This is a genomic window from Pseudomonas sp. FG86 (assembly GCF_057808775.1).
In genome coordinates this window covers 14,593-32,933 of the sequence record NZ_JBMDIS010000027.1, presented here as the reverse complement: position 1 = coordinate 32,933, position 18,341 = coordinate 14,593, and the positions used below count along the sequence as shown (strand labels likewise).

Genomic DNA, 18,341 nt, shown 5'->3' with positions numbered 1-18,341 from the left:
GGGGCCAGTTTGCTGGGCGACAGCGCTAAGTCGGAGGTTTAGCGGGACCTCCCACAGGTTTGATCGCGTTTCAGGCCGTTATCGAGCGGGCAATAGCTTCAGCGTACCGCGTGTATTGGCCGTGACTTCCTCATCACTGAAATGCGCCTGCTCGTAACCCCCTTCGATATAGGTTTCCGCTTGATCGCTGTAGTGCTTGTCGAACGGCACGCCGCTTTGCCCCACCGGGTTGATGGTCAGGGCGTGGGCCGGGTCAGCGAAGTCGATCAGGCGGCGGGTCGATGGGCCGTAGGTCACCGGCCATGGCGCCGGGCCGATGGCGGCCGACTGGTTGTTCGGCACTTCGTGGGTGCCGGGCGCCGGGAAGGGGCCGACGTTGACGATCAAGTCCAATGGCTTTTGCGAGCCCAGTGGATGGCTGTGGGTCAGGGTATGGGCCTTGCCCCACTGCCACTGAGTCGGGTCATCGCCGAAGGTGGTCTTGAGGTGCGCCAGGCTGTTGTCCCAGGCCAGTTTGACGAGGTCGGCGCGCTTGCCGTCCCACCAGGGTGAATCCGCCGATGCGGCCAGGCGTGGCAAGGCGGCGTCGATCACGCGGGTGCCGAGCAGGGTCTTGAACATGCCGTCGCCCAGTTTCGGGTGGAAGGTGGCATCGGCCAGGTTGAACAGGAACTGGTTGAACAGCGTGGCGCTGGTGGAGTCCAGCGGGTAGTCGCCTTTCCAGCTGGCAAGCTGTTCCACCAGCTTCAATTGCGCCGGGTCCTTGACCACCTCGCGCAGCACCGGCAGCAGCGGCGCCAGCAGGCGCGGGCCGTAGGCGGTGGTGGTGCCCAGTTGCAAGGCCTGGCTGTTGTTCACATCCCACTTCACGCTCTTGTCGCTCAACTGCGCGTTCAACTGTTGGCCCCGGTCGGCCAGGTTGTAATAACCGGGGATCTCCATGCCCGTGGGCGATACCGGCTGGGCGTTGGCCGACACCACATAGCCACGCGCGGGGTTTTCTTCCTGGGGGTTGGCGCTGAAGGGGTAGAAACCCAGCTTGTCGGCCTGGGCGCTGCTACCGTCGAGGATAAACCCGGCGTTGACACCGGCCGGGCGGATCGGCAACTGTGCCGCCGCCCACCAGCCGATATCGCCCTTGGCATTGGCCCACACGATATTCAGCCCCGGCGCGGAAACCTTGGATGCAGCCGCGCGCGCCTTGGCCAGGGTGTCGGCGCGGTTGAGCTGGTAGAAACCTTCGAGGATCGGGTTCTCGGTGTCGAGGAACGCCCACCACATGGCAATCGGCGTCTTGCCGGCATTGTCGCCAAGCACGTCATTGATGATCGGGCCATGGGGCGACTGGCGCAGGGTGATCGTGACCGGTGCCTGGCCTTTCACCGCGATCTGTTGCTCGCTGCTGGTCATGTCGACCCACTGGTCGTGGTACCAGACCTGGTTGGAATTGTCCGGGTTGACCTTCTCGGCGATCAGGTCGAGGTCATCATTCTGGAACATGGTCAGGCTCCAGCCGAAGTCCAGGTTGTGCCCCAGGAACGCCACCGGTACCAGCGCGTTGTGATAGCCGTACAGTTCGAAGCCCGGCGCCGACAACTGCGCCTCGTACCACACCGACGGCACCGAGAAGCGGATATGCGGGTCACCGGCCAGCAACGGCTTGCCGCTTTTGGTGCGGTTGCCACTGATGGCCCAGGCGTTGCTGCCTTCGAACTGCGGCAAGCCGTTGTCGGCCAAGGCTTGTTCGCTCAGGGACGCGATGGCGCCAAGGGTTTGCCAATCGCCGGCGGCCAGGTTGAGTGCGCCCTTGGGTTGCCAGTCGAGGTCGAACACTTTCAGGTAATCGCTGCCCAACTGGTCACGTACATAGGTCAGCAAGGGCTCTGTACGAAACGCGGCGGCAAAGCTGTAGGCCAGGTAGCCGGCGACGCTGATGGTGTCTTCGGCGGTGAACCGGCGCTTGGGAATGCCCAGCACGTCGAACTCCATCGGGCTGGCGTGGCTGTCCTGATACGCATTGATCCCGTCCAAATAGGCTTGCAGGGCCTTCCACGACGCAGACTCGCGGTCCATATGCTCCACATAGCTCAGGGCGCGCTCACGAATGCGCAGGCTGCGAAACAGCTTGTCGGTCTCCAGCAGCTTGGGCCCCAGCACCTCGGCCAGCTCGCCACGGGCCAGGCGCCGCATGATTTCCATCTGGAACAGCCGGTCCTGGGCCTGCACATAGCCCAGGGCGCGGTACAGGTCGGTCTCGTTCTCGGCGCGGATATGCGGCACGCCACGGTCGTCGTAGCGCACGGTGACCGAGCCTTGCAGGTGCGCCAGCTCAACCGTGCCCTGGCGGGTGGGCAGTTTGCTGTAGACGTACCCGCCGGCGCCGAGAGCGATCAGCACCACCAGAACCGCGAGAGCCTGCAAGACGCGTTTCATGAACATTCCTTAGCAAGAGAGGGGAGTGGGCTACGAACCTGTTGGCCACGAACAATAGCAGCCCACCGCCAGGGTGTGAGTGGCATTCACTGCGCGTCCGTCTTCAAGAGCCTTGAGGATCGGCTCGATAAAGCTGTTGCTGGAATTGCACGTCAGCCCTTCGCTATAAGGCCCGAAATACGCAAGCTTGCCCGTGCGATCCCAGATCCCCACGGCGGGGACGGCGGGTATCTGGTCGGCACCGGGCAGGGCGGTGAGGATTTTCATCTGGCGCAGGTTATCGGGCAATTGGCCGTGGCTGCCGGTTTTTTGCAGGGCGTAGAATTCGACGCCCTGGGGCGCGTAGTGCTCGATCAGCTCGGCCAGGTGTTGCTGGTTGCCGACGTTGCACGGGCAGGCCGGGTCCCAGAAGTGCACCAGGCGGATGTTGCCGGGGCCGGCAAGGTCGGCGGGCAGGCGCAGGGCGTCGCCGGAAAAGACCGCTGTATGTTCGCTGAAGGCGCGCAGGTAGCGGCCTTGGAACCAATCATAGGCGGCCCATAGCACGCCGGCGCAGAGGATCAGGAGCAGGCTGGCGAATAAGGCACTGCGGTAGGGCTGTCGCATTCAGATCTATCCTCGAAGGTCGCGTAGCTTGCCATGCTTGCCCTGACAGATGAATATCGCAGCTCGATATTCATCTGCGCAGTGCGTGAAGCCTCAAGTCTGGAACCTCCTATGCCCGTCACCTTTGACCCCGATCATCTGCGCGAAAGCTTGCGACCCCTGGTGGATGCGCAGCCGCTCAGCGCCGAGGCGCGGGTCTACCAGCGTTTCTACGGCCTGGACCTGGCCGCACGCAAAGTGCCGGCAGTGAGCCGGCTTGGACGTTTCGAGGTCGATGGGTTCCAGGTGGTGGCCCAGGTATGGTGGCCGCCCGCACCGGTGGCGACGATGTTCATGTTCCACGGCTTCTACGACCACATGGGGCTGTATCGCCACGTGGTGGACTGGGCGCTGGACCAGGGCTTTGTGGTGATCGCCTGCGATTTGCCAGGCCATGGCTTGTCCAGCGGCGCGCGTGCCAGCATCGATGATTTTGCGGTGTATCAGGACGTGGTGCAGGCACTGTTCGCTCAAGCCCAAGCGCTGCAATTGCCGCAGCCCTGGCACTTGTTCGGGCAAAGCACCGGAGGCGCGGTGGTGGTCGACCACCTGCTCAGCCGCGGTGCCGACAGCCCGGCCCAAGGCAAGACCTTCCTGCTGTCTCCGCTGGTACGGCCGCGTGCGTGGGGGTGGTCGCAGGTCAGCTATTACCTGTTGCGCCCGTTCGTCAAAGGCATCGCCCGGCGTTTCAGCGAGAACACCAACGACCCGCAGTTCAAGCCGTTCCTGGAGGCCGACCCGCTTCAGCCGCGCCAGCTGCCAACCGCCTGGGTGGGGGCGTTGGCGCGCTGGATCAAACGCATCGAAGCCGCACCGCGCAGCCCACGGCGGCCGGTGATTGTGCAGGGAGAGGAAGACATGACCGTGGATTGGCAGCACAACTTGCAGGTACTGCGGGGCAAGTTCGACCAGCCCGAGGTGTTGATGCTGCCGCGTGGCCGGCATCACCTGGCCAATGAGATTCCGGAGATTCGTGAAGAGTACTTCCGGTATTTGACAGACCATTTGAAATAACGCAATCCAAATGTGGGAGGGGGCTTGCCCCCGATAGCGGTGCATCAGTCAGCTTATCTGTAGCTGACCCACTGCCATCGGGGGTAAGCCCCCTCCCACATTTTCTACTGCGTCAGGCTTGAAGTGCTTTGGCCGACCGCCAGCCCTGCGCGAACCGCTGCCAGCGCCGCCCGGTAATACGCCTTACCCTCCGGCGACTCCGCAAACGTCGCGAATTCTTCCAACTCCGGGTCAGACAAATCTCGATAGACGTACAGCAGTGTGTTGTTCAGGTCATTGCCGATCTGTTGCATCAAGCGCTCGCGTTGCCCATCCAGCATGCCCTGGGCTTGGTCGCCGCCCAACAGGCCGGGAATCATCTGGCTCAAGCTGTCGGCCGCCACGCCGGCGATTGCCAGGCTGACTTCCGCACCGGCTTCACGGGCGGGCAGGGCTTGGGCCAAGTGGCCGATGATCAGGCTGCGGGTGGCGTCGGCTTCGACATGCGGCAGGCCCTGGGCATTTTTAGCCAACTGGTCGCGGCGGGTGGCGAGCAATTCGGCGGCGACGATCTTGCGGCCCAGCGGCGATTGGAAGAACGCCAGGGCCGGCTTGGGGTCAGCCAGGTGCTGGCGCAATTGCGCTTCGGCACGCTGGTCCATGGCCTGGGCGGCGAAGCGTTTGTTGCTGTTGTCCACCAGCGCCTGGTACACCGCCGGCGGCAGGCTGTTGCGGTAGCGTTGCTGGGCGGCACTGAGGGCATCATTGAAATGCGCACGTTGTTCGGCCCAGCCGGCGACCTTGTACAACTGGTCATGGCCGTCTGCCCAGGCGGGCAAAACGCAGAACATCAGCAAGGAAAAAAACAAACGACGCATATGGACTCCTGTCAGTCGGCCACTATTGTCCGTGTCGGGCGTAGGATTTGTCGAGAAGTCCTATCAGTCACCTGACTAAAGTGCATTCAGACGCTCGGCGGCTCTGTCGGATTCATAGGCGTATGGATACTATGCGCGCCATGCAAATACCCTTTGATCACCCGCTGCTGCAACGCATCGTCGACGACCTGGCCGAGAAAGGCTGGTCGCAGCAGAACGCCTTCCTGTCCCAGGCTCTGACCCTGGAACTGGCGGCTGAGTGCCGTAAACGTGCGGCCGAAGGTGAGCTGTCGCCGGCGGCGGTGGGGCGCGGGCCGGCCCAGGAAATTCGTGAGGGTATTCGCGGCGACCATATCCAGTGGCTGGAAGAGGGCGACGCGGCGGTCTGTGGCGACTATATGGCGCTGATGGACAGCCTGCGCCTGGCGATGAACCGCAACCTGTTCCTGGGCCTGGAGGATTTCGAAAGCCACTTCGCGATGTACCCGCCAGGGGCCTTCTACCTCAAGCACCTGGACCGGTTTCGCGATGATGATCGGCGCACGGTGTCGGCGGTGATCTACTTGAACGACGCCTGGCTGCCCGAGCATGGCGGCCAGTTGCGCATGTACCTCAAGGACGGCGTCGAATACGACGTGGTGCCCACCGGCGGTTGCCTGGTGGTGTTCCTGTCGGGCGAGGTACCCCACGAAGTTTTGCCTGCTACGCGTGAGCGCCTGTCCCTGACGGGCTGGTTTCGCCGGCGGGGCAATGAGCCGTTTTGAGCATGCAAAAGATTCTGGTCAGCCGCTGCCTGCTCGGGCACAAGGTGCGTTACGACGGCGGGGCCAGCGGGCCGTTTGACCAGTTGGCCGCATGGCAGGCCGAGGGGCGTGTGGTTGCGATCTGCCCGGAAGTGTCGGGTGGTTTGCCAACGCCACGACCTGCCGCCGAGATCCCAGGCGGGCAGGGTGTGGATGTGTGGGAGGGGCGCGCCCAGGTGCTGACGGCCGAGGGCGAAGATTTCAGCGCCGCCTTTCTCGACGGCGCCTGCCAGGCCTTGGCGCTGGTGCAACGCCACGCTATTCGCATCGCCGTGCTCAAGGCCAACAGCCCGTCGTGTGGCAACCTGCTCACTTATGACGGCACCTTTACCGGCGTGAAAGTGAAGGGCGAGGGCGTAACCGCGGCGCTGCTCAAACGCCACGGCGTGCAGGTGTTCAGTGAGCTGGAGTTGCCTGAGGCTGCGCGGGCACTGGCGCAGCTGTAGTCGGTGCTTCTGCGTCAAACCACTTCTGCGACAGCGCCTTTAACCGGCCATCCTCCTTCACCCGTTTCAGCGCGCCGTCCAGGCTCGTCTTGAACGCGGGGTTACCCTTTTGGAACGGGATCACCAAATCGGGCTTCTCGCGATAAACCTCACTGAAATCGAACTGATCCTCAAGGTCGGCAGTCTTAGCGATATGGTTAATGGCCACGTCGTACTTGCCGGTTGCCACCCCTGGCAGCAAGTCGGCGTCATCGGTGGTGATGAACGAGGAGCGTACGTCCATTTCCTTTGCCAGCAGTTCACCCAGTTCCACTTCAAAACCGGTGAGTTTGTCGCCGTCCTTGAAGTTGAACGGTGGCGTATTGGCTTCAAGGGCGATGCGCAGTTCGCCACGATCGAACACATCATCGACCAGTTCGGCGTGAGCCAGGGGGCTCAGAAGGGGAAGCAGCAGTAACAGGCCAGGCGAAAAGCGCATGGTCACTCCTAGAGAATTTTTATGTGCGAGGCGCCGTTCAGCATCGCTTTGCTATGGTGTTGAGTGCCTTGGACAGCAATTTGTCGCGAAGTTGTCATAACCCTACAGATTTCACAGAAAAACTGGAGAAGCGAATGAAAGCCCTTTTGTCCCGTGCCACGCTGGCCTCCCTGATGCTGGGTGCTTCGATGTTGGCGAATGCTGCTGATGTTCCCCGTACACCCGCCCCCAAGGGCGCTGAGGTGTTTATCGTCTCGCCCAAGGATGGCGCGACCGTCGACAAGACCTTCACCGTCAAGTTTGGCGTGAAGGGGCTGGACCTGGAACCGATCGACAAGCAGGTGCCCGGTGCCGGTCACCATCACCTGCTGGTCGACCAGGACGTGACGGCGCTTAAAGCAGACGAGGCTATCCCGTCCAGCGCCACCTCGATCCATTTCGGCAAGGCGCAAACCGAAACCGAACTGACACTGGCCCCAGGCAAGCACACCTTGCAACTGGTGGCAGGCGATAACGTGCACCACCAGTTCGAGCCCACTGTAGCCTCGAAAGTAATCACGGTTAACGTCAAGTAAGATTTGTTCAGATGCAAAAAAGGGAGCCCCGAGGGGCTCCCTTTTTAGTGGTGCGGTTGAAGCCTTAGAACAGCACGCGGCTACGGATGGTGCCGTTGATGTGCTGCAGCTTCTCTTGCGCCAGGTCCGAGTACTCGGCGTCGACGTCGATCACCACGTAGCCAACCTTCTCGTTGGTCTGCAGGAACTGACCGGAGATGTTGATGCCGTTTTCCGCGAAGACCTTGTTGATCTCCATCATCACACCCGGGATGTTCTGGTGGATGTGCAGCAGACGGTGCTTGCCAGGGTGAGCCGGCAGGGCCACTTCCGGGAAGTTGACGGACGAGACCGACGTACCGTTGTCGCTGTACTTGACCAGTTTCTCCGACACTTCCAGGCCAATGTTGGCCTGGGCTTCAGCGGTGGAACCGCCGATGTGCGGGGTCAGGATCACGTTGTCCAGGCCACGCAGCGGGCTTTCGAAGATGTCGTCGTTGGAGCGCGGCTCCACCGGGAACACGTCGATGGCGGCGCCGATCAGGTGCTTGTCCTTGATCGCCTCGGCCAGGGCGTCCAGCTCGACCACGGTGCCGCGTGCAGCGTTGATCAGGATCCCGCCTTTCTTGATGGCGCGGATTTCCTTCTCGCCGATCATCCACTGGGTCTCAGCGGTTTCCGGCACGTGCAGGGTGACGATATCGGACATGCCCAGCAGCTCGGTCAGGCTCGACACTTGCGTGGCGTTGCCCAATGGCAGCTTGGTCAGGGTGTCGTAGAAGAACACCTGCATGCCGAGGCCTTCAGCCAGGACCGACAGCTGAGTACCGATCGAGCCGTAACCGACGATACCCAGCTTCTTGCCGCGGATTTCGAAGGAGTTGGCTGCGCTCTTGATCCAGCCGCCACGGTGGCAGGAGGCGTTCTTCTCAGGAATACCGCGCAACAGCAGGATCGCCTCGGCCAGCACCAGTTCCGCAACGGAGCGGGTGTTGGAGTACGGTGCGTTGAACACCGCGATGCCGCGCTCGCGCGCTGCGTTGAGGTCGACCTGGTTGGTGCCGATGCAGAAACAGCCGACCGCCACGAGTTTCTTGGCGTGATCGAAGATCTCTTCGGTCAACTGGGTGCGGGAGCGAATGCCGATAAAGTGCGCGTCGGCGATCTTTTCCTTGAGCTGGGCTTCCGGCAGAGAACTGGTGATGTACTCAATGCTGGAGTACCCGGCGGCCTTCAGTACTTCGACGGCCGATGGGTGGACGCCTTCCAGAAGAAGGAACTTGATCTTGCTCTTATCGAGAGAAGTCTTGCTCATCTGCGTAAACCTGTATCCCGGAGAAAAATGGCAGGGAATCGGATCGCTTAAGCTGACCCGGACGGCAGGAAAGCCGTCACCGCAGAAACGCCTTTGGGCTCTGTCCTGCGGGGGCGGTATGCTAGCATACGCGCCCCGCTAAACACCTATTCCTGCGACGTGAAGCGTTCTCAGGATGACCATGAATTGTTCGAGAGTTCTGTCGATGACCCATCCTGCCCTGATTGATGAGCTAAAGACCCTGGTTGAGCCCGGCAAAGTGCTGACCGATGCAGACTCCCTGGAGGCTTACGGCAAGGATTGGACCAAGCACTTCGCTCCCGCCCCCACCGCCATCGTCTTCCCCAAGACCATCGAGCAGGTGCAGGCCATTGTCCGCTGGGCCAATGAGCACACAGTGGCGCTGGTGCCGTCCGGTGGCCGTACCGGCCTGTCGGCCGCGGCGGTCGCGGCCAATGGCGAAGTGGTCGTCTCGTTCGACTATATGAACCAGATCCTCGAGGTGAACCTCACCGACCGCACCGCCAAGTGCCAGCCGGGGGTGGTCACCAAGCAATTGCAGAACGTCGCCGAAGAAAACGGCTTGTACTACCCGGTGGATTTCGCGTCGTCCGGTTCGAGCCAGATTGGCGGCAATATCGGCACCAATGCCGGCGGGATCAAGGTGATTCGCTACGGCATGACCCGTAACTGGGTGGCCGGCATGAAAGTCGTCACCGGCAAGGGCGATGTGCTGGAGCTGAACCGCGACCTGATCAAGAACGCCACCGGCTACGACATGCGCCAGCTGTTCATCGGTGCTGAAGGCACCCTGGGCTTTGTGGTCGAAGCCACCATGCGCCTGGATCGGGCGCCGAAAAACCTCACCGCCATGGTGCTCGGTACCACTGACTTCGATTCGATCATGCCGGTGCTGCATGCCTTCCAGGGCAAGCTAGACCTGACCGCGTTCGAGTTTTTTTCCGACAAGGCCCTGGCCAAAGTCCTCGGTCGTGGTGATGTGCCTGCACCGTTCGAAACCGAATGCCCGTTCTATGCGCTGCTGGAATTTGAAGCCACCACCGAAGAAGTTGCCAACCATGCCCTGGAAACCTTCGAGCACTGCGTGGAGCAGGGTTGGGTGCTGGACGGCGTGATGAGCCAGAGCGAAACCCAGCTGCACAACCTGTGGAAGCTGCGCGAGTACATCTCGGAGACCATTTCCCACTGGACGCCCTACAAGAACGATATCTCGGTGACTGTCTCCAAAGTGCCGGCGTTCTTGAAGGAAATTGACGCGATCGTCGGCGAACACTACCCGGACTTCGAAATCGTCTGGTTCGGCCATATCGGCGACGGCAACCTGCACTTGAACATCCTCAAGCCGGAAAACCTGAGCAAGGACGAGTTCTTCGCCAAGTGCGCCACCGTGAATAAATGGGTATTCGAAACCGTTCAGAAGTACAACGGCTCGATCTCCGCCGAGCACGGCGTGGGCATGACCAAGCGCGATTACCTGACCTACAGCCGCTCGCCGGTTGAAATCGAATACATGAAGGCCGTGAAGGCCGTGTTCGACCCGAAAGGGATCATGAACCCTGGCAAGATCTTCGCTGTTTAACCGCCCCTGAAGGAGTCGTTTCATGAGCTACCAGCACAAGTATGTCGACGGCACCAACATCCACTTTCCTGTGGGTAAAGTGGTGTGTATTGGGCGTAACTACGCCGAACATGCCAAGGAACTGGACAACCCGGTACCGACCGAGCCGTTGTTGTTCATCAAGCCGGGCAGTTGCGTGGTGCCGCTGGAAGGTGGTTTCAGCATTCCGACCGAACGCGGTTCGGTGCACTACGAAGCGGAAATCGCCGTGCTGATCGGCAAGCCCCTGTCGACCAAGCCCAGCCGTGAAGAAGTGCTGGACGCCATCTCCGGCTTCGCCCCGGCCCTGGACCTGACCCTGCGGGACAAGCAGGCTGAGCTCAAAGCCAAGGGCTTGCCGTGGGAAATCGCCAAGTCCTTCGACGGCGCGGCGGTGATTGCCCCGTTCGTGGTCGGCAGTACGTTCCCGGACCTGGCCGATATCGGCATTCGCCTGACCATCAACGGCGAAGTGCGCCAGGACGGCAATAGCGCGCAGATGCTCAACCCGATCGTCCCGATGATCCAGCACATGGCCGGCTGTTTCTCACTGCAAGCTGGCGATGTAATCCTCACCGGCACCCCGGCCGGCGTAGGCCCGCTGAATGTGGGTGATGAATTGGTGCTGGAACTGTCTGGCGTGAACCGCTTCGAAAGCAGCGTTCGCTGAGCGCCTGACGAAACGCGGTAAAAATGTGGGGGGTTGCGCTAACTCTCGCATCCTTGTGGCGAGCGGGCTTGCCCCGCGTTGGGCTGCGCAGCAGCCCCAATAAGAGCGCTGCAGTGTTTCAGTCAGCTCCGGGGCTGTGTTTTGGGGCTGCTTCGCAGCCCAACGCGGGGCAAGCCCGCTCGCCACGGGGTAGTGGGATGTTCCACATTTGGGTCTGCCTGGCGGTGCAAGTCGGAGTTTTTTCAGGCACCGATCTTGATCGACGCCAGCACCTGCTTCTGTCCCATGGAGCACGGCACGCCTTCAGGCTGCGCCCGTACCCCCTCAATCACGCCCAGCAACTGCGCCTTGCTATGAGCCAACTGCGCCTGCATCACCTCGATCTGCGTCACCTTGCGCTCCAGCGCCTCTATTAACTCCTCACGCTTGTGCTCCCCCGGCGCAGGCATCAATGCCTTGAGTTCCTGCAGGGTAAACCCGGCCTGTTGTGCACTCTGGATCAGTTGCAGCGTTTGCAAGGCATCGGGCGCATAGCGTCGATAACCATTGGCCTGGCGCCCCACTTGGCTGATCAGACCTTCGGACTCGTAAAAGCGGATACGCGACGCCGCCAACCCACTCTGCTTTGCCAGCTCACCAATATTCATCAAAACACCCGCTTGACATTAAAGTTAACTTTAAGCTTAGCCTGAGGCCTCCCCCACTCCGGAGTCAACTCATGTCACCCTTTGAGCCCTTGCAACTGCCCAATGGCCAGGTCCTCGCCAACCGCATCGCCAAGGCGGCGATGGAAGAGAATATGGCGGACGCCGATCAAGCACCTTCCCGTGAACTCAAGCAGCTGTACACAGCCTGGGCCGACGGTGAGCCCGGCCTGCTGCTGACCGGCAATGTGATGATCGACCGCCGCGCCATGACCGGCCCCGGCGGCGTTGCCCTCGAAGACGAACAACACCTGGACAGCTTTCGTGAATGGGCCGACGTGGCCCGCGACAAGGGCGTGCACTTTTGGGTACAGCTCAGTCATCCGGGCCGCCAAACCATGGCCAACCTCGGCCAGCAAGCCCTGGCGCCCTCCGCGATTGCACTGGACCTGGGCAGCTTTTCGAAGATGTTTGCCAAGCCCAAGGCGATGACCGAGGACGACATTCAGGACGTGATCAAACGCTTCGCCACCAGCGCACGCCTGGCCGAGAAAGCCGGGTTCACCGGGGTGCAGATCCACGGCGCGCACGGCTACCTGCTCAGTCAGTTTCTCTCGCCGTTGAGCAACCAGCGCACTGACCGCTGGGGTGGCTCGCTGGAGAACCGCGCGCGCCTGCTGCTGGAGGTGATCCACGCGGTTCGTGCCAGCGTCAGCCCGTCCTTTTGCGTCGGGCTAAAGCTCAACTCGGCGGATTTCCAGTGCGGCGGATTCGCAGAGGCCGATGCTCGCGCAGTGGTGGAAATGCTCAACCCCCTGCCCATCGACCTGCTGGAGTTGTCCGGAGGCAGCTACGAAGCGCCAGCCATGCAAGGCGAAGCGCGGGACGGTCGCACCCTGGCCCGTGAAGCCTACTTCCTGGAGTTTGCCAAAGAGCTGGCGACCATCGCCAAGATGCCGCTGATGGTCACCGGCGGCATTCGCCGCCTGCCCATCGTGCAACAGGTGCTGGACAGCGGTATCGCCATGGCCGGCATCGCTACCGCCCTGACCCTGGAACCGCAACTGATCAAACACTGGCACGAGGGGCGCGACCTCAACCCGCAACTCAAACCCGTCAGTTGGCAGCGCAAACCCTTGGCCGCCCTCGCCACCCTGGCCGTGGTGCGTGACCAGATGCGCCGCCTGAGCCGTGGCCGCCTGCCCGATGCCAATGTCGCCCCCTGGCTGGCGCTGCTGCGCGACCAGTGGTTTATCGCGCGGCGCACCCGGCAATACCGCGCGACCATGACGCAATCTTCACATTAAAGGCGGAGCATTCGCCGTGATCGAACTGTCCTCTACTGATCAGCAGCTTTTACCCTCACTGACGATTGGAGTTCTTCATGGCGAAAATCAACCTGGCCCAACAACTGGCGACCACCCTTGAGCAGGCGGGCATCAAGCGCATCTGGGGCCTGACCGGCGACAGCCTCAACGGCCTCACCGATGCGTTGCGCACCATGGACAGCATCGAGTGGATGCACGTTCGCCACGAGGAAGTCGCCGCATTCGCCGCCGGTGCCGAAGCGGCGGCCACCGGTGAATTGACGGTGTGCGCTGGCAGTTGCGGGCCGGGCAACCTGCATTTGATCAATGGCCTGTTCGACTGTCATCGCAACCATGTACCGGTGCTGGCGATCGCGGCCCAGATCCCGTCTTCCGAGATTGGCCTGAACTACTTCCAGGAAACCCACCCCCAGGAGCTGTTCAAGGAGTGCAGCCACTTTATCGAGCTGGTGACCAACCCTGAGCAAATGCCGCACGTGCTGCACCGTGCCATGCGCTCGGCGATCCTCAATCGCGGCGTGGCCGTGGTGGTGATTCCGGGGGATGTGTCATTGCTGGAGGTCGAGAACACGCTCAAGCCCTGGCCGGCCCTGCATGCACCCCGCACCTTGCCAGCGGAACAAGACCTGCAGCGCCTCGGCGAAATCCTCGCCAGCAGCCAGAAAGTCACTCTGCTGTGCGGCAGCGGTTGTGCCGGCGCCCATGACCAAGTGGTGGCGCTCGCCGACGCCCTGGGCGCACCGGTCGTACACGCCCTGCGCGGCAAGGAACATGTGGAATGGGACAACCCATTCGACGTGGGCATGACCGGCCTGATCGGTTTCAGCTCCGGCTACCACGCCATGCTCGACTGCGACACGCTGATCATGCTCGGCACTGACTTTCCGTACCGCCAGTTCTACCCCACTGACGCGAAAATCATCCAGATCGACCGCAACCCGCAGGCGCTGGGGCGTCGCGCCACCCTGGACCTGGGCATCGCGGCGGATGTGAGCGAGACCATCGGCGCGCTCCTGCCGCGCCTGACCCGCAAGACCGATCGCAGCTTCCTCGAGACCTCCTTGAAGCACTACGAGAAAGCTCGCCAGGGCCTGGATGACCTGGCGCAACCGTCCAAGGCCGGCCGGCCGATTCACCCGCAATACGTCGCGCGCTTGCTCAGCGAGCTGGCCGACGACGATGCGATCTTCACCGCCGATGTCGGTTCTCCGACCGTGTGGGCAGCGCGCTACCTGAAAATGAACGGCAAGCGCCGCCTGATCGGCTCGTTCAACCACGGCTCGATGGCCAACGCCATGCCCCAGGCCATCGGTGCCCAGGCCGCCTTCCCCGGCCGGCAAGTGATCTCGATGTCGGGCGACGGGGGTTTTGCCATGCTGATGGGCGATTTCATTTCATTGGCGCAACTGAAATTGCCGGTGAAAGTCATCGTGTTCGATAACTCGTCGCTGGGTTTTGTCGCCATGGAAATGAAAGCGGCCGGCTATCTGGATGCCGGTACCGAGCTGAAAAACCCGGACTTCGCGGCCATGTCCAATGCCATGGGCATCCTGGGGATTCGTGTGGAGCAATCCGAAGACCTGGAACCGGCCCTGCGCCGCGCCCTGGCCCATGATGGCCCGGTGCTGGTGGACGTGGTCACCGCCACGCAAGAGCTGGTGATGCCGCCGAGCATCAAGCTGGAACAGGCCAAGGGCTTCAGCCTGTACATGCTCAAGGCGGTCATGAGTGGACGGGGGGATGAGGTGATCGAGTTGGCGCGGACCAACTGGTTGCGCTGATCCAGTACTGTGAGAGGGGGCAAGCCCCCTCCCACATTGGATAATCAGTGCCGATTCATGCGCTCTGTTTTTCTACCCATTTGCCGTAGGCATCGATAAACGCCTGCAGGAACGGCTTGGTCTTTTCCGATACCGCGCCAGCGTCATCGAACACATTGCCAGCCCCACCCAGATAGGCTTCCGGCTGCTGCATGCACGGCACATCGAGAAACACCAGGGACTGGCGCAGATGGTGGTTGGCGCCAAACCCGCCAATTGCCCCTGGCGAGACGCTGATGATCGCCCCCGGTTTGCCGCTCCAGGCACTTTGCCCGTAAGGGCGCGAACCCACGTCAATCGCATTCTTCAACGGGGCGGGCACGGAACGGTTGTATTCCGGGGTTACGAACAGCACCGCGTCGGATGAACGTACCTGTTGACGGAAAGTACTGTAGGCTGCGGGCGGTGATGCCCCGTCGATGTCCTCGTTGTAGAGCGGCAAATCGCCAATTTCGACAATATTCAATGTGAGGTTGGCTGGGGCCAGTTCGGCCAAGGCCAAGGCGACCTTGCGGTTGATCGACTCTTTTCTCAAGCTGCCAACCAGGACGGCAATCGTGTAGACCTTGCTCATTGAGGTTTTCCCGACGTCTGACTAAAGGAGCTTGTAGTTATAGAGTCTTCGCGGCGGGTTCACCAGAGGGTTTTGATAATCCCCAGGCGTTTGCCTCGTAGCTGCTTACGTAGGACGCATCTGAAAACATCAGCGAATAGTATTTTTTTTCAATAGGTAAACTACCCCGCTCTACGACGGTCTACAGAACCGAAAATCGAGTGTTTATCTCCAGAGGTTCTAAACAGATGGCAGCAGTATTAGTCGGACAGTTTCATGCCAGAGACGCAGAAGGACGTGTGTATTCGGTGCATGAGTTCCAGGAATCCAACCCGGCGCAAGGCGACCTGGCTGGCTCGGCACCCACCACCACCTACAAGCTGGCCATTGGCGACCGTGTAGAGAAACTGGAAGGCGATGAATTCAAACTGATCCAGTCGGGGACCATTATCGTCCGCGAATCGCAAACCACCCTCGCCTCATAAGATTGATCACCCGAGCGTACCTGCTCAGTCCTGGCCATTGACGGCATTGACTGGGCCGGGCGATCACGGACGGCGAATCTCCGTCACTTCAATCCCCTGATCCCCCTCGATCTGCTTGAGCGTCACCATCAGTTGCCCTTTCTCGCCCTCAACGGCATACATCAAGCGCTGGTAGCCCGGCGAGCCGTACGCGGGATACGCCACCACCTGCCGCACCAGCGTGACGCCCAATATCGCCCCGACTTGTTCGCTCACCTGTTCCTGTGAACGGATAAAGGCAACCCGTGCAAGGCTTTCGGGCGTGGCGTCATCGTGATTACTGAAAAGATAAGCGGCCACGCACCCCACGGTCACCAGGACCAGCAGTTGCCTGGCCGTTACCCCGAGGAGTTTCGTGGGCATCGGCATTTGAGACCAGACCTGTTTTTGTTGTAAGTACCGGGTAACCGGCATTGGTCGTTAGTGATCAGACGAGCCATTCTAATCAGGTCGATGGGTAATGCCAGATGAATCAGTTGTCTCCGTAGGTAATATCCTTGTTATCCCCGACACCGCCCAATGTCCGGTCCTTGCCGAATGAGAACAGATCGAACGAGACCTGGGGCTGGGTCGGCGGAAAGTGGTACTGATAGGCAACCCCCCAGGGATCGTTCAGCAGATCCTCGTCGATGTAAGGGCCCTTCCACTTCACCTCGCCTGCAGGCTGCTGGACAAGCACCTCCAGGCCCTCCTTATCTGTCGGGTAGCGCCCCGTGTCGTTATGAAACTGTTCGACAGCCTTGCCCAACTCGGCGACCTGGGCCTTGGCCGTGGCAATTTCCATCAGGGTCACCTCCCCAAACAGCCGCGGCCCCAACGCCAGGGCCAGCAAGCCGATGATGACCAGTACTACCAGCACCGCCCACCGCGTAAAGCCGCGATGGGTGCGCAAATTGCCGACTGCGATTGCTACAGGCATCGTGAGCCCCCCCTTGTCTCTCGGTTGATACGCTCGTTATATGACCTGCTTGTTGCAGTTGCGCAAGGCCAACGTTAGTCGACGCGAATCAACGTTCACGCTGTTTTTTGACAGGCCATTGAATCCCTGCACGGCTGACCCTAGACTCCGGCCATGCGTTTACGTCATATCGAAGTGATTCAGGCTATCTTGCAGACCGGACACCTCGGCACGGCCGCCGAATGGTTGCAACTCCCCGTGGGCGATGTGGACGCCACGCTCAAGGATGCCGAGCAGCAAATGGGTTTCATGCTGTTTGCCAGTGTACGCGGGCGCCTGCAGGCAACCCGGGAAACCCTGGAACTGCAGGCCGAAATCGCCCACCTCTATGAAGCGCTGGAGCCCATACAACGCCTGGCCAGCCGCCTGAAGCACCATCACGCCCCCACACTGCGCGCCCTGTGCACTCCGCCGCTGGCCAACCAACTGTTGCCGCAAAGCATCGCGGTGCTGCGCCGCCGCTTCCAGGACACGCCGTGCAACCTGTCGAGCCAGCCGACCCGGGAAATCGTCAGGAGCCTGTTGCTGCACGAAGCCGATGTTGGCCTGAGCCTGCATGACCCGGAACACCCACAAATCCAAAGCACCGTATTGGCCCAGGGCAAGCTGCAACTGCTCGCACCCCATGGCTGGCTGAAACCCAAGCAGAAGTACATTGCGCTACAGGACCTGGCCGGGCAGTCGATGATCGGGCTGGAAGGCCAGGACCCGCTGAGCCGCCTGCTGGACGCCAAGCTGCAAGCCTTGCGCCCGCTGCCGGTGGTGCAGACGCGGGTACAGACCTACCAGATGATGCGCAGCATGGTGGAGGCCGGTGAAGGCCTGGCGATTGTCGATCCGTTCACCGCATTCGGTGCGCGGGAGGCCGGGCTCGATACCTGCCCGGTGTCGCCGCCGATCCTGGTCAACCTGTACGCACTGACACTCAGGGATGGCGCAACCTCACCGGCGTTGAATGCATTGCTGGAGATTGTCACGCAGAAAGCCGAAGGCCTTCTCTCTGGCGAGGCAAAACCCCTGTAGGCGCGAGCTTGCGCGCGAAGACCTGCAACGCTGGCGCAGGCAGTCAGGCTTAACGCGACGCCGGTGTGTTTTTCGCGAGCACGTTCGCGCCTACTGCTTGAACAACCGGTACCAGAAAATCGCCACCTCCCGGGTTTGTGGGTCGATGCCGCGATAACGCAGGTGGTCGATTCCGCCCATCACGTACCCACAGCGCTCGTACAGCCGGCAGGCACCGAGGTTGTTGTTCTGGGTTTCGAGCATCATGCCCGGCAGGTTTTTCTTGCGGCTCCAGAACTGCGCCACGTCCAGCAGGGCCTTGGCCACCCCATGACGGCGGGCGGGCAAGGCCACCGCCAACTCGTCGACATGGGCAAAGCCATTCCAATTGGTACTGACCACGATATGCCCCACCGCACGGTCATCCAGGAAGGCCATGAAGATCGCGCTGTCCGGCGCATCGCGAAAGCTGGCGAACTCTTCCGGGTCGATGCCATAGCACTTGCGGTACGGCAAGATACGCTCCACGGCCCATTGATCGACCCGCTTGCCCATCTCGGGCACACCATAGGCGCTGACCTCAAAACTGAAATCATTGCCCCATACGTAGGCATCGAAGCCTTCGTCGGCGACCCGCACACTGAGCCCTGGATACTTCGGGTTCATTACAGCTTGCATA

20 protein-coding genes are annotated in these 18,341 nt (G+C 61.3%); 10 read left to right on the top strand and 10 right to left on the bottom strand.

Annotation, left to right across the window (positions count from 1 at the left end; translation table 11 throughout):
* Positions 1 to 78 precede the first annotated feature (78 nt).
* A complete protein-coding gene (locus ACODSV_RS18405; RefSeq protein ID WP_150055955.1) occupies positions 79 to 2,433 on the bottom strand; it encodes a penicillin acylase family protein in 2,355 nt (784 codons plus the stop codon).
* 30 nt (positions 2,434 to 2,463) lie between these two features.
* Positions 2,464 to 3,039, bottom strand: a complete 576-nt coding sequence (locus ACODSV_RS18400) for a DUF6436 domain-containing protein (protein ID WP_150055954.1) — start codon at positions 3,037 to 3,039, stop codon at positions 2,464 to 2,466.
* A gap of 111 nt (positions 3,040 to 3,150) precedes the next feature.
* On the opposite strand from ACODSV_RS18400, the gene bipL reads away from it, so the two are divergent.
* Positions 3,151 to 4,092: a phospholipase BipL gene (gene bipL / locus ACODSV_RS18395; protein ID WP_024077966.1), complete on the top strand. Its 942-nt coding sequence runs from the start codon at positions 3,151 to 3,153 to the stop codon at positions 4,090 to 4,092.
* Positions 4,093 to 4,196: 104 nt separating this feature from the next.
* On the opposite strand, the gene ACODSV_RS18390 is transcribed toward bipL, so the two are convergent.
* A complete protein-coding gene (locus ACODSV_RS18390; RefSeq protein ID WP_150054711.1) occupies positions 4,197 to 4,949 on the bottom strand; it encodes a DUF2059 domain-containing protein in 753 nt (250 codons plus the stop codon).
* A 131-nt stretch (positions 4,950 to 5,080) separates the two neighbouring features.
* On the opposite strand from ACODSV_RS18390, the gene ACODSV_RS18385 reads away from it, so the two are divergent.
* Both ACODSV_RS18385 and ACODSV_RS18380 read left to right on the top strand, forming a co-directional pair.
* The gene (locus ACODSV_RS18385; RefSeq protein ID WP_024077964.1) at positions 5,081 to 5,713 is read left to right on the top strand and encodes a 2OG-Fe(II) oxygenase; all 633 of its coding nucleotides are present in this window, start codon (positions 5,081 to 5,083) and stop codon (positions 5,711 to 5,713) included.
* A gap of 2 nt (positions 5,714 to 5,715) precedes the next feature.
* Positions 5,716 to 6,198, top strand: coding sequence for a 2-thiouracil desulfurase family protein (locus ACODSV_RS18380; RefSeq protein ID WP_150054712.1), 483 nt, complete (start codon positions 5,716 to 5,718; stop codon positions 6,196 to 6,198).
* On the opposite strand, the gene ACODSV_RS18375 is transcribed toward ACODSV_RS18380, so the two are convergent.
* Positions 6,149 to 6,676: a transporter substrate-binding domain-containing protein gene (locus ACODSV_RS18375; protein ID WP_024077962.1), complete on the bottom strand. Its 528-nt coding sequence runs from the start codon at positions 6,674 to 6,676 to the stop codon at positions 6,149 to 6,151. The two genes, ACODSV_RS18380 and ACODSV_RS18375, sit on opposite strands and share 50 nt — an antisense overlap.
* 134 nt (positions 6,677 to 6,810) lie before the next feature.
* Between ACODSV_RS18375 and ACODSV_RS18370 the strand changes: the two genes are divergently transcribed.
* Positions 6,811 to 7,251, top strand: coding sequence for a DUF4399 domain-containing protein (locus ACODSV_RS18370; protein ID WP_150054713.1), 441 nt, complete (start codon positions 6,811 to 6,813; stop codon positions 7,249 to 7,251).
* 64 nt (positions 7,252 to 7,315) lie between these two features.
* Here ACODSV_RS18370 and serA read toward each other — a convergent pair whose 3' ends face one another.
* A complete protein-coding gene (gene serA, locus ACODSV_RS18365; protein ID WP_024077960.1) occupies positions 7,316 to 8,545 on the bottom strand; it encodes a phosphoglycerate dehydrogenase in 1,230 nt (409 codons plus the stop codon).
* 205 nt (positions 8,546 to 8,750) lie between these two features.
* On the opposite strand from serA, the gene ACODSV_RS18360 reads away from it, so the two are divergent.
* Both ACODSV_RS18360 and ACODSV_RS18355 read left to right on the top strand, forming a co-directional pair.
* A complete protein-coding gene (locus ACODSV_RS18360) occupies positions 8,751 to 10,145 on the top strand; it encodes an FAD-binding oxidoreductase (RefSeq protein ID WP_069077232.1) in 1,395 nt (464 codons plus the stop codon).
* 22 nt (positions 10,146 to 10,167) lie between these two features.
* On the top strand, positions 10,168 to 10,833 hold the full coding sequence (locus ACODSV_RS18355; RefSeq protein ID WP_024077958.1) for a fumarylacetoacetate hydrolase family protein: 666 nt from the start codon (positions 10,168 to 10,170) through the stop codon (positions 10,831 to 10,833).
* Between the two features lie 242 nt (positions 10,834 to 11,075).
* On the opposite strand, the gene ACODSV_RS18350 is transcribed toward ACODSV_RS18355, so the two are convergent.
* Positions 11,076 to 11,480 (bottom strand): MerR family transcriptional regulator, encoded by a 405-nt coding sequence (locus ACODSV_RS18350; RefSeq protein ID WP_150055317.1) that lies wholly within the window; start codon positions 11,478 to 11,480, stop codon positions 11,076 to 11,078.
* A 71-nt stretch (positions 11,481 to 11,551) separates the two neighbouring features.
* Here ACODSV_RS18350 and ACODSV_RS18345 point away from each other — a divergent pair, with 71 nt between their 5' ends.
* Entirely contained in the window at positions 11,552 to 12,784 is a 1,233-nt protein-coding gene (locus tag ACODSV_RS18345) for an NADH:flavin oxidoreductase/NADH oxidase family protein (RefSeq protein ID WP_150055318.1), read from the top strand.
* A gap of 77 nt (positions 12,785 to 12,861) precedes the next feature.
* Entirely contained in the window at positions 12,862 to 14,586 is a 1,725-nt protein-coding gene (gene poxB, locus ACODSV_RS18340; protein WP_150055319.1) for a ubiquinone-dependent pyruvate dehydrogenase, read from the top strand.
* 55 nt (positions 14,587 to 14,641) lie between these two features.
* On the opposite strand, the gene ACODSV_RS18335 is transcribed toward poxB, so the two are convergent.
* The gene (locus ACODSV_RS18335) at positions 14,642 to 15,199 is read right to left on the bottom strand and encodes an NADPH-dependent FMN reductase (protein WP_150055320.1); all 558 of its coding nucleotides are present in this window, start codon (positions 15,197 to 15,199) and stop codon (positions 14,642 to 14,644) included.
* Positions 15,200 to 15,426: 227 nt separating this feature from the next.
* Here ACODSV_RS18335 and ACODSV_RS18330 point away from each other — a divergent pair, with 227 nt between their 5' ends.
* Entirely contained in the window at positions 15,427 to 15,663 is a 237-nt protein-coding gene (locus ACODSV_RS18330) for a hypothetical protein (RefSeq protein WP_027606489.1), read from the top strand.
* 63 nt (positions 15,664 to 15,726) lie between these two features.
* Here ACODSV_RS18330 and ACODSV_RS18325 read toward each other — a convergent pair whose 3' ends face one another.
* Positions 15,727 to 16,071 carry a hypothetical protein gene (locus tag ACODSV_RS18325; protein WP_150055321.1) on the bottom strand — a complete coding sequence of 115 codons (345 nt, stop codon included), beginning with the start codon at positions 16,069 to 16,071 and terminating at the stop codon, positions 15,727 to 15,729.
* 103 nt (positions 16,072 to 16,174) lie between these two features.
* On the bottom strand, positions 16,175 to 16,621 hold the full coding sequence (gene gspG / locus ACODSV_RS18320) for a type II secretion system major pseudopilin GspG (RefSeq protein ID WP_150055322.1): 447 nt from the start codon (positions 16,619 to 16,621) through the stop codon (positions 16,175 to 16,177).
* A gap of 153 nt (positions 16,622 to 16,774) precedes the next feature.
* Here gspG and ACODSV_RS18315 point away from each other — a divergent pair, with 153 nt between their 5' ends.
* Entirely contained in the window at positions 16,775 to 17,683 is a 909-nt protein-coding gene (locus ACODSV_RS18315) for a LysR substrate-binding domain-containing protein (protein WP_069075858.1), read from the top strand.
* A 90-nt stretch (positions 17,684 to 17,773) separates the two neighbouring features.
* On the opposite strand, the gene ACODSV_RS18310 is transcribed toward ACODSV_RS18315, so the two are convergent.
* Positions 17,774 to 18,328 (bottom strand): GNAT family N-acetyltransferase, encoded by a 555-nt coding sequence (locus ACODSV_RS18310; RefSeq protein WP_041160917.1) that lies wholly within the window; start codon positions 18,326 to 18,328, stop codon positions 17,774 to 17,776.
* Between the last annotated feature and the right edge of the window lie 13 nt (positions 18,329 to 18,341).

Coding starts and splice junctions, on each gene's coding strand:
- ACODSV_RS18405 (WP_150055955.1), bottom strand. CDS start 2,433: ATGAAACGCGTCTTGCAGGCTCTCGCGGTTCTGGTGGTGCTGATCGCT.
- ACODSV_RS18400 (WP_150055954.1), bottom strand. CDS start 3,039: ATGCGACAGCCCTACCGCAGTGCCTTATTCGCCAGCCTGCTCCTGATC.
- bipL (WP_024077966.1), top strand. CDS start 3,151: ATGCCCGTCACCTTTGACCCCGATCATCTGCGCGAAAGCTTGCGACCC.
- ACODSV_RS18390 (WP_150054711.1), bottom strand. CDS start 4,949: ATGCGTCGTTTGTTTTTTTCCTTGCTGATGTTCTGCGTTTTGCCCGCC.
- ACODSV_RS18385 (WP_024077964.1), top strand. CDS start 5,081: ATGCGCGCCATGCAAATACCCTTTGATCACCCGCTGCTGCAACGCATC.
- ACODSV_RS18380 (WP_150054712.1), top strand. CDS start 5,716: ATGCAAAAGATTCTGGTCAGCCGCTGCCTGCTCGGGCACAAGGTGCGT.
- ACODSV_RS18375 (WP_024077962.1), bottom strand. CDS start 6,676: ATGCGCTTTTCGCCTGGCCTGTTACTGCTGCTTCCCCTTCTGAGCCCC.
- ACODSV_RS18370 (WP_150054713.1), top strand. CDS start 6,811: ATGAAAGCCCTTTTGTCCCGTGCCACGCTGGCCTCCCTGATGCTGGGT.
- serA (WP_024077960.1), bottom strand. CDS start 8,545: ATGAGCAAGACTTCTCTCGATAAGAGCAAGATCAAGTTCCTTCTTCTG.
- ACODSV_RS18360 (WP_069077232.1), top strand. CDS start 8,751: ATGACCCATCCTGCCCTGATTGATGAGCTAAAGACCCTGGTTGAGCCC.
- ACODSV_RS18355 (WP_024077958.1), top strand. CDS start 10,168: ATGAGCTACCAGCACAAGTATGTCGACGGCACCAACATCCACTTTCCT.
- ACODSV_RS18350 (WP_150055317.1), bottom strand. CDS start 11,480: ATGAATATTGGTGAGCTGGCAAAGCAGAGTGGGTTGGCGGCGTCGCGT.
- ACODSV_RS18345 (WP_150055318.1), top strand. CDS start 11,552: ATGTCACCCTTTGAGCCCTTGCAACTGCCCAATGGCCAGGTCCTCGCC.
- poxB (WP_150055319.1), top strand. CDS start 12,862: ATGGCGAAAATCAACCTGGCCCAACAACTGGCGACCACCCTTGAGCAG.
- ACODSV_RS18335 (WP_150055320.1), bottom strand. CDS start 15,199: ATGAGCAAGGTCTACACGATTGCCGTCCTGGTTGGCAGCTTGAGAAAA.
- ACODSV_RS18330 (WP_027606489.1), top strand. CDS start 15,427: ATGGCAGCAGTATTAGTCGGACAGTTTCATGCCAGAGACGCAGAAGGA.
- ACODSV_RS18325 (WP_150055321.1), bottom strand. CDS start 16,071: ATGCCGATGCCCACGAAACTCCTCGGGGTAACGGCCAGGCAACTGCTG.
- gspG (WP_150055322.1), bottom strand. CDS start 16,621: ATGCCTGTAGCAATCGCAGTCGGCAATTTGCGCACCCATCGCGGCTTT.
- ACODSV_RS18315 (WP_069075858.1), top strand. CDS start 16,775: ATGCGTTTACGTCATATCGAAGTGATTCAGGCTATCTTGCAGACCGGA.
- ACODSV_RS18310 (WP_041160917.1), bottom strand. CDS start 18,328: ATGAACCCGAAGTATCCAGGGCTCAGTGTGCGGGTCGCCGACGAAGGC.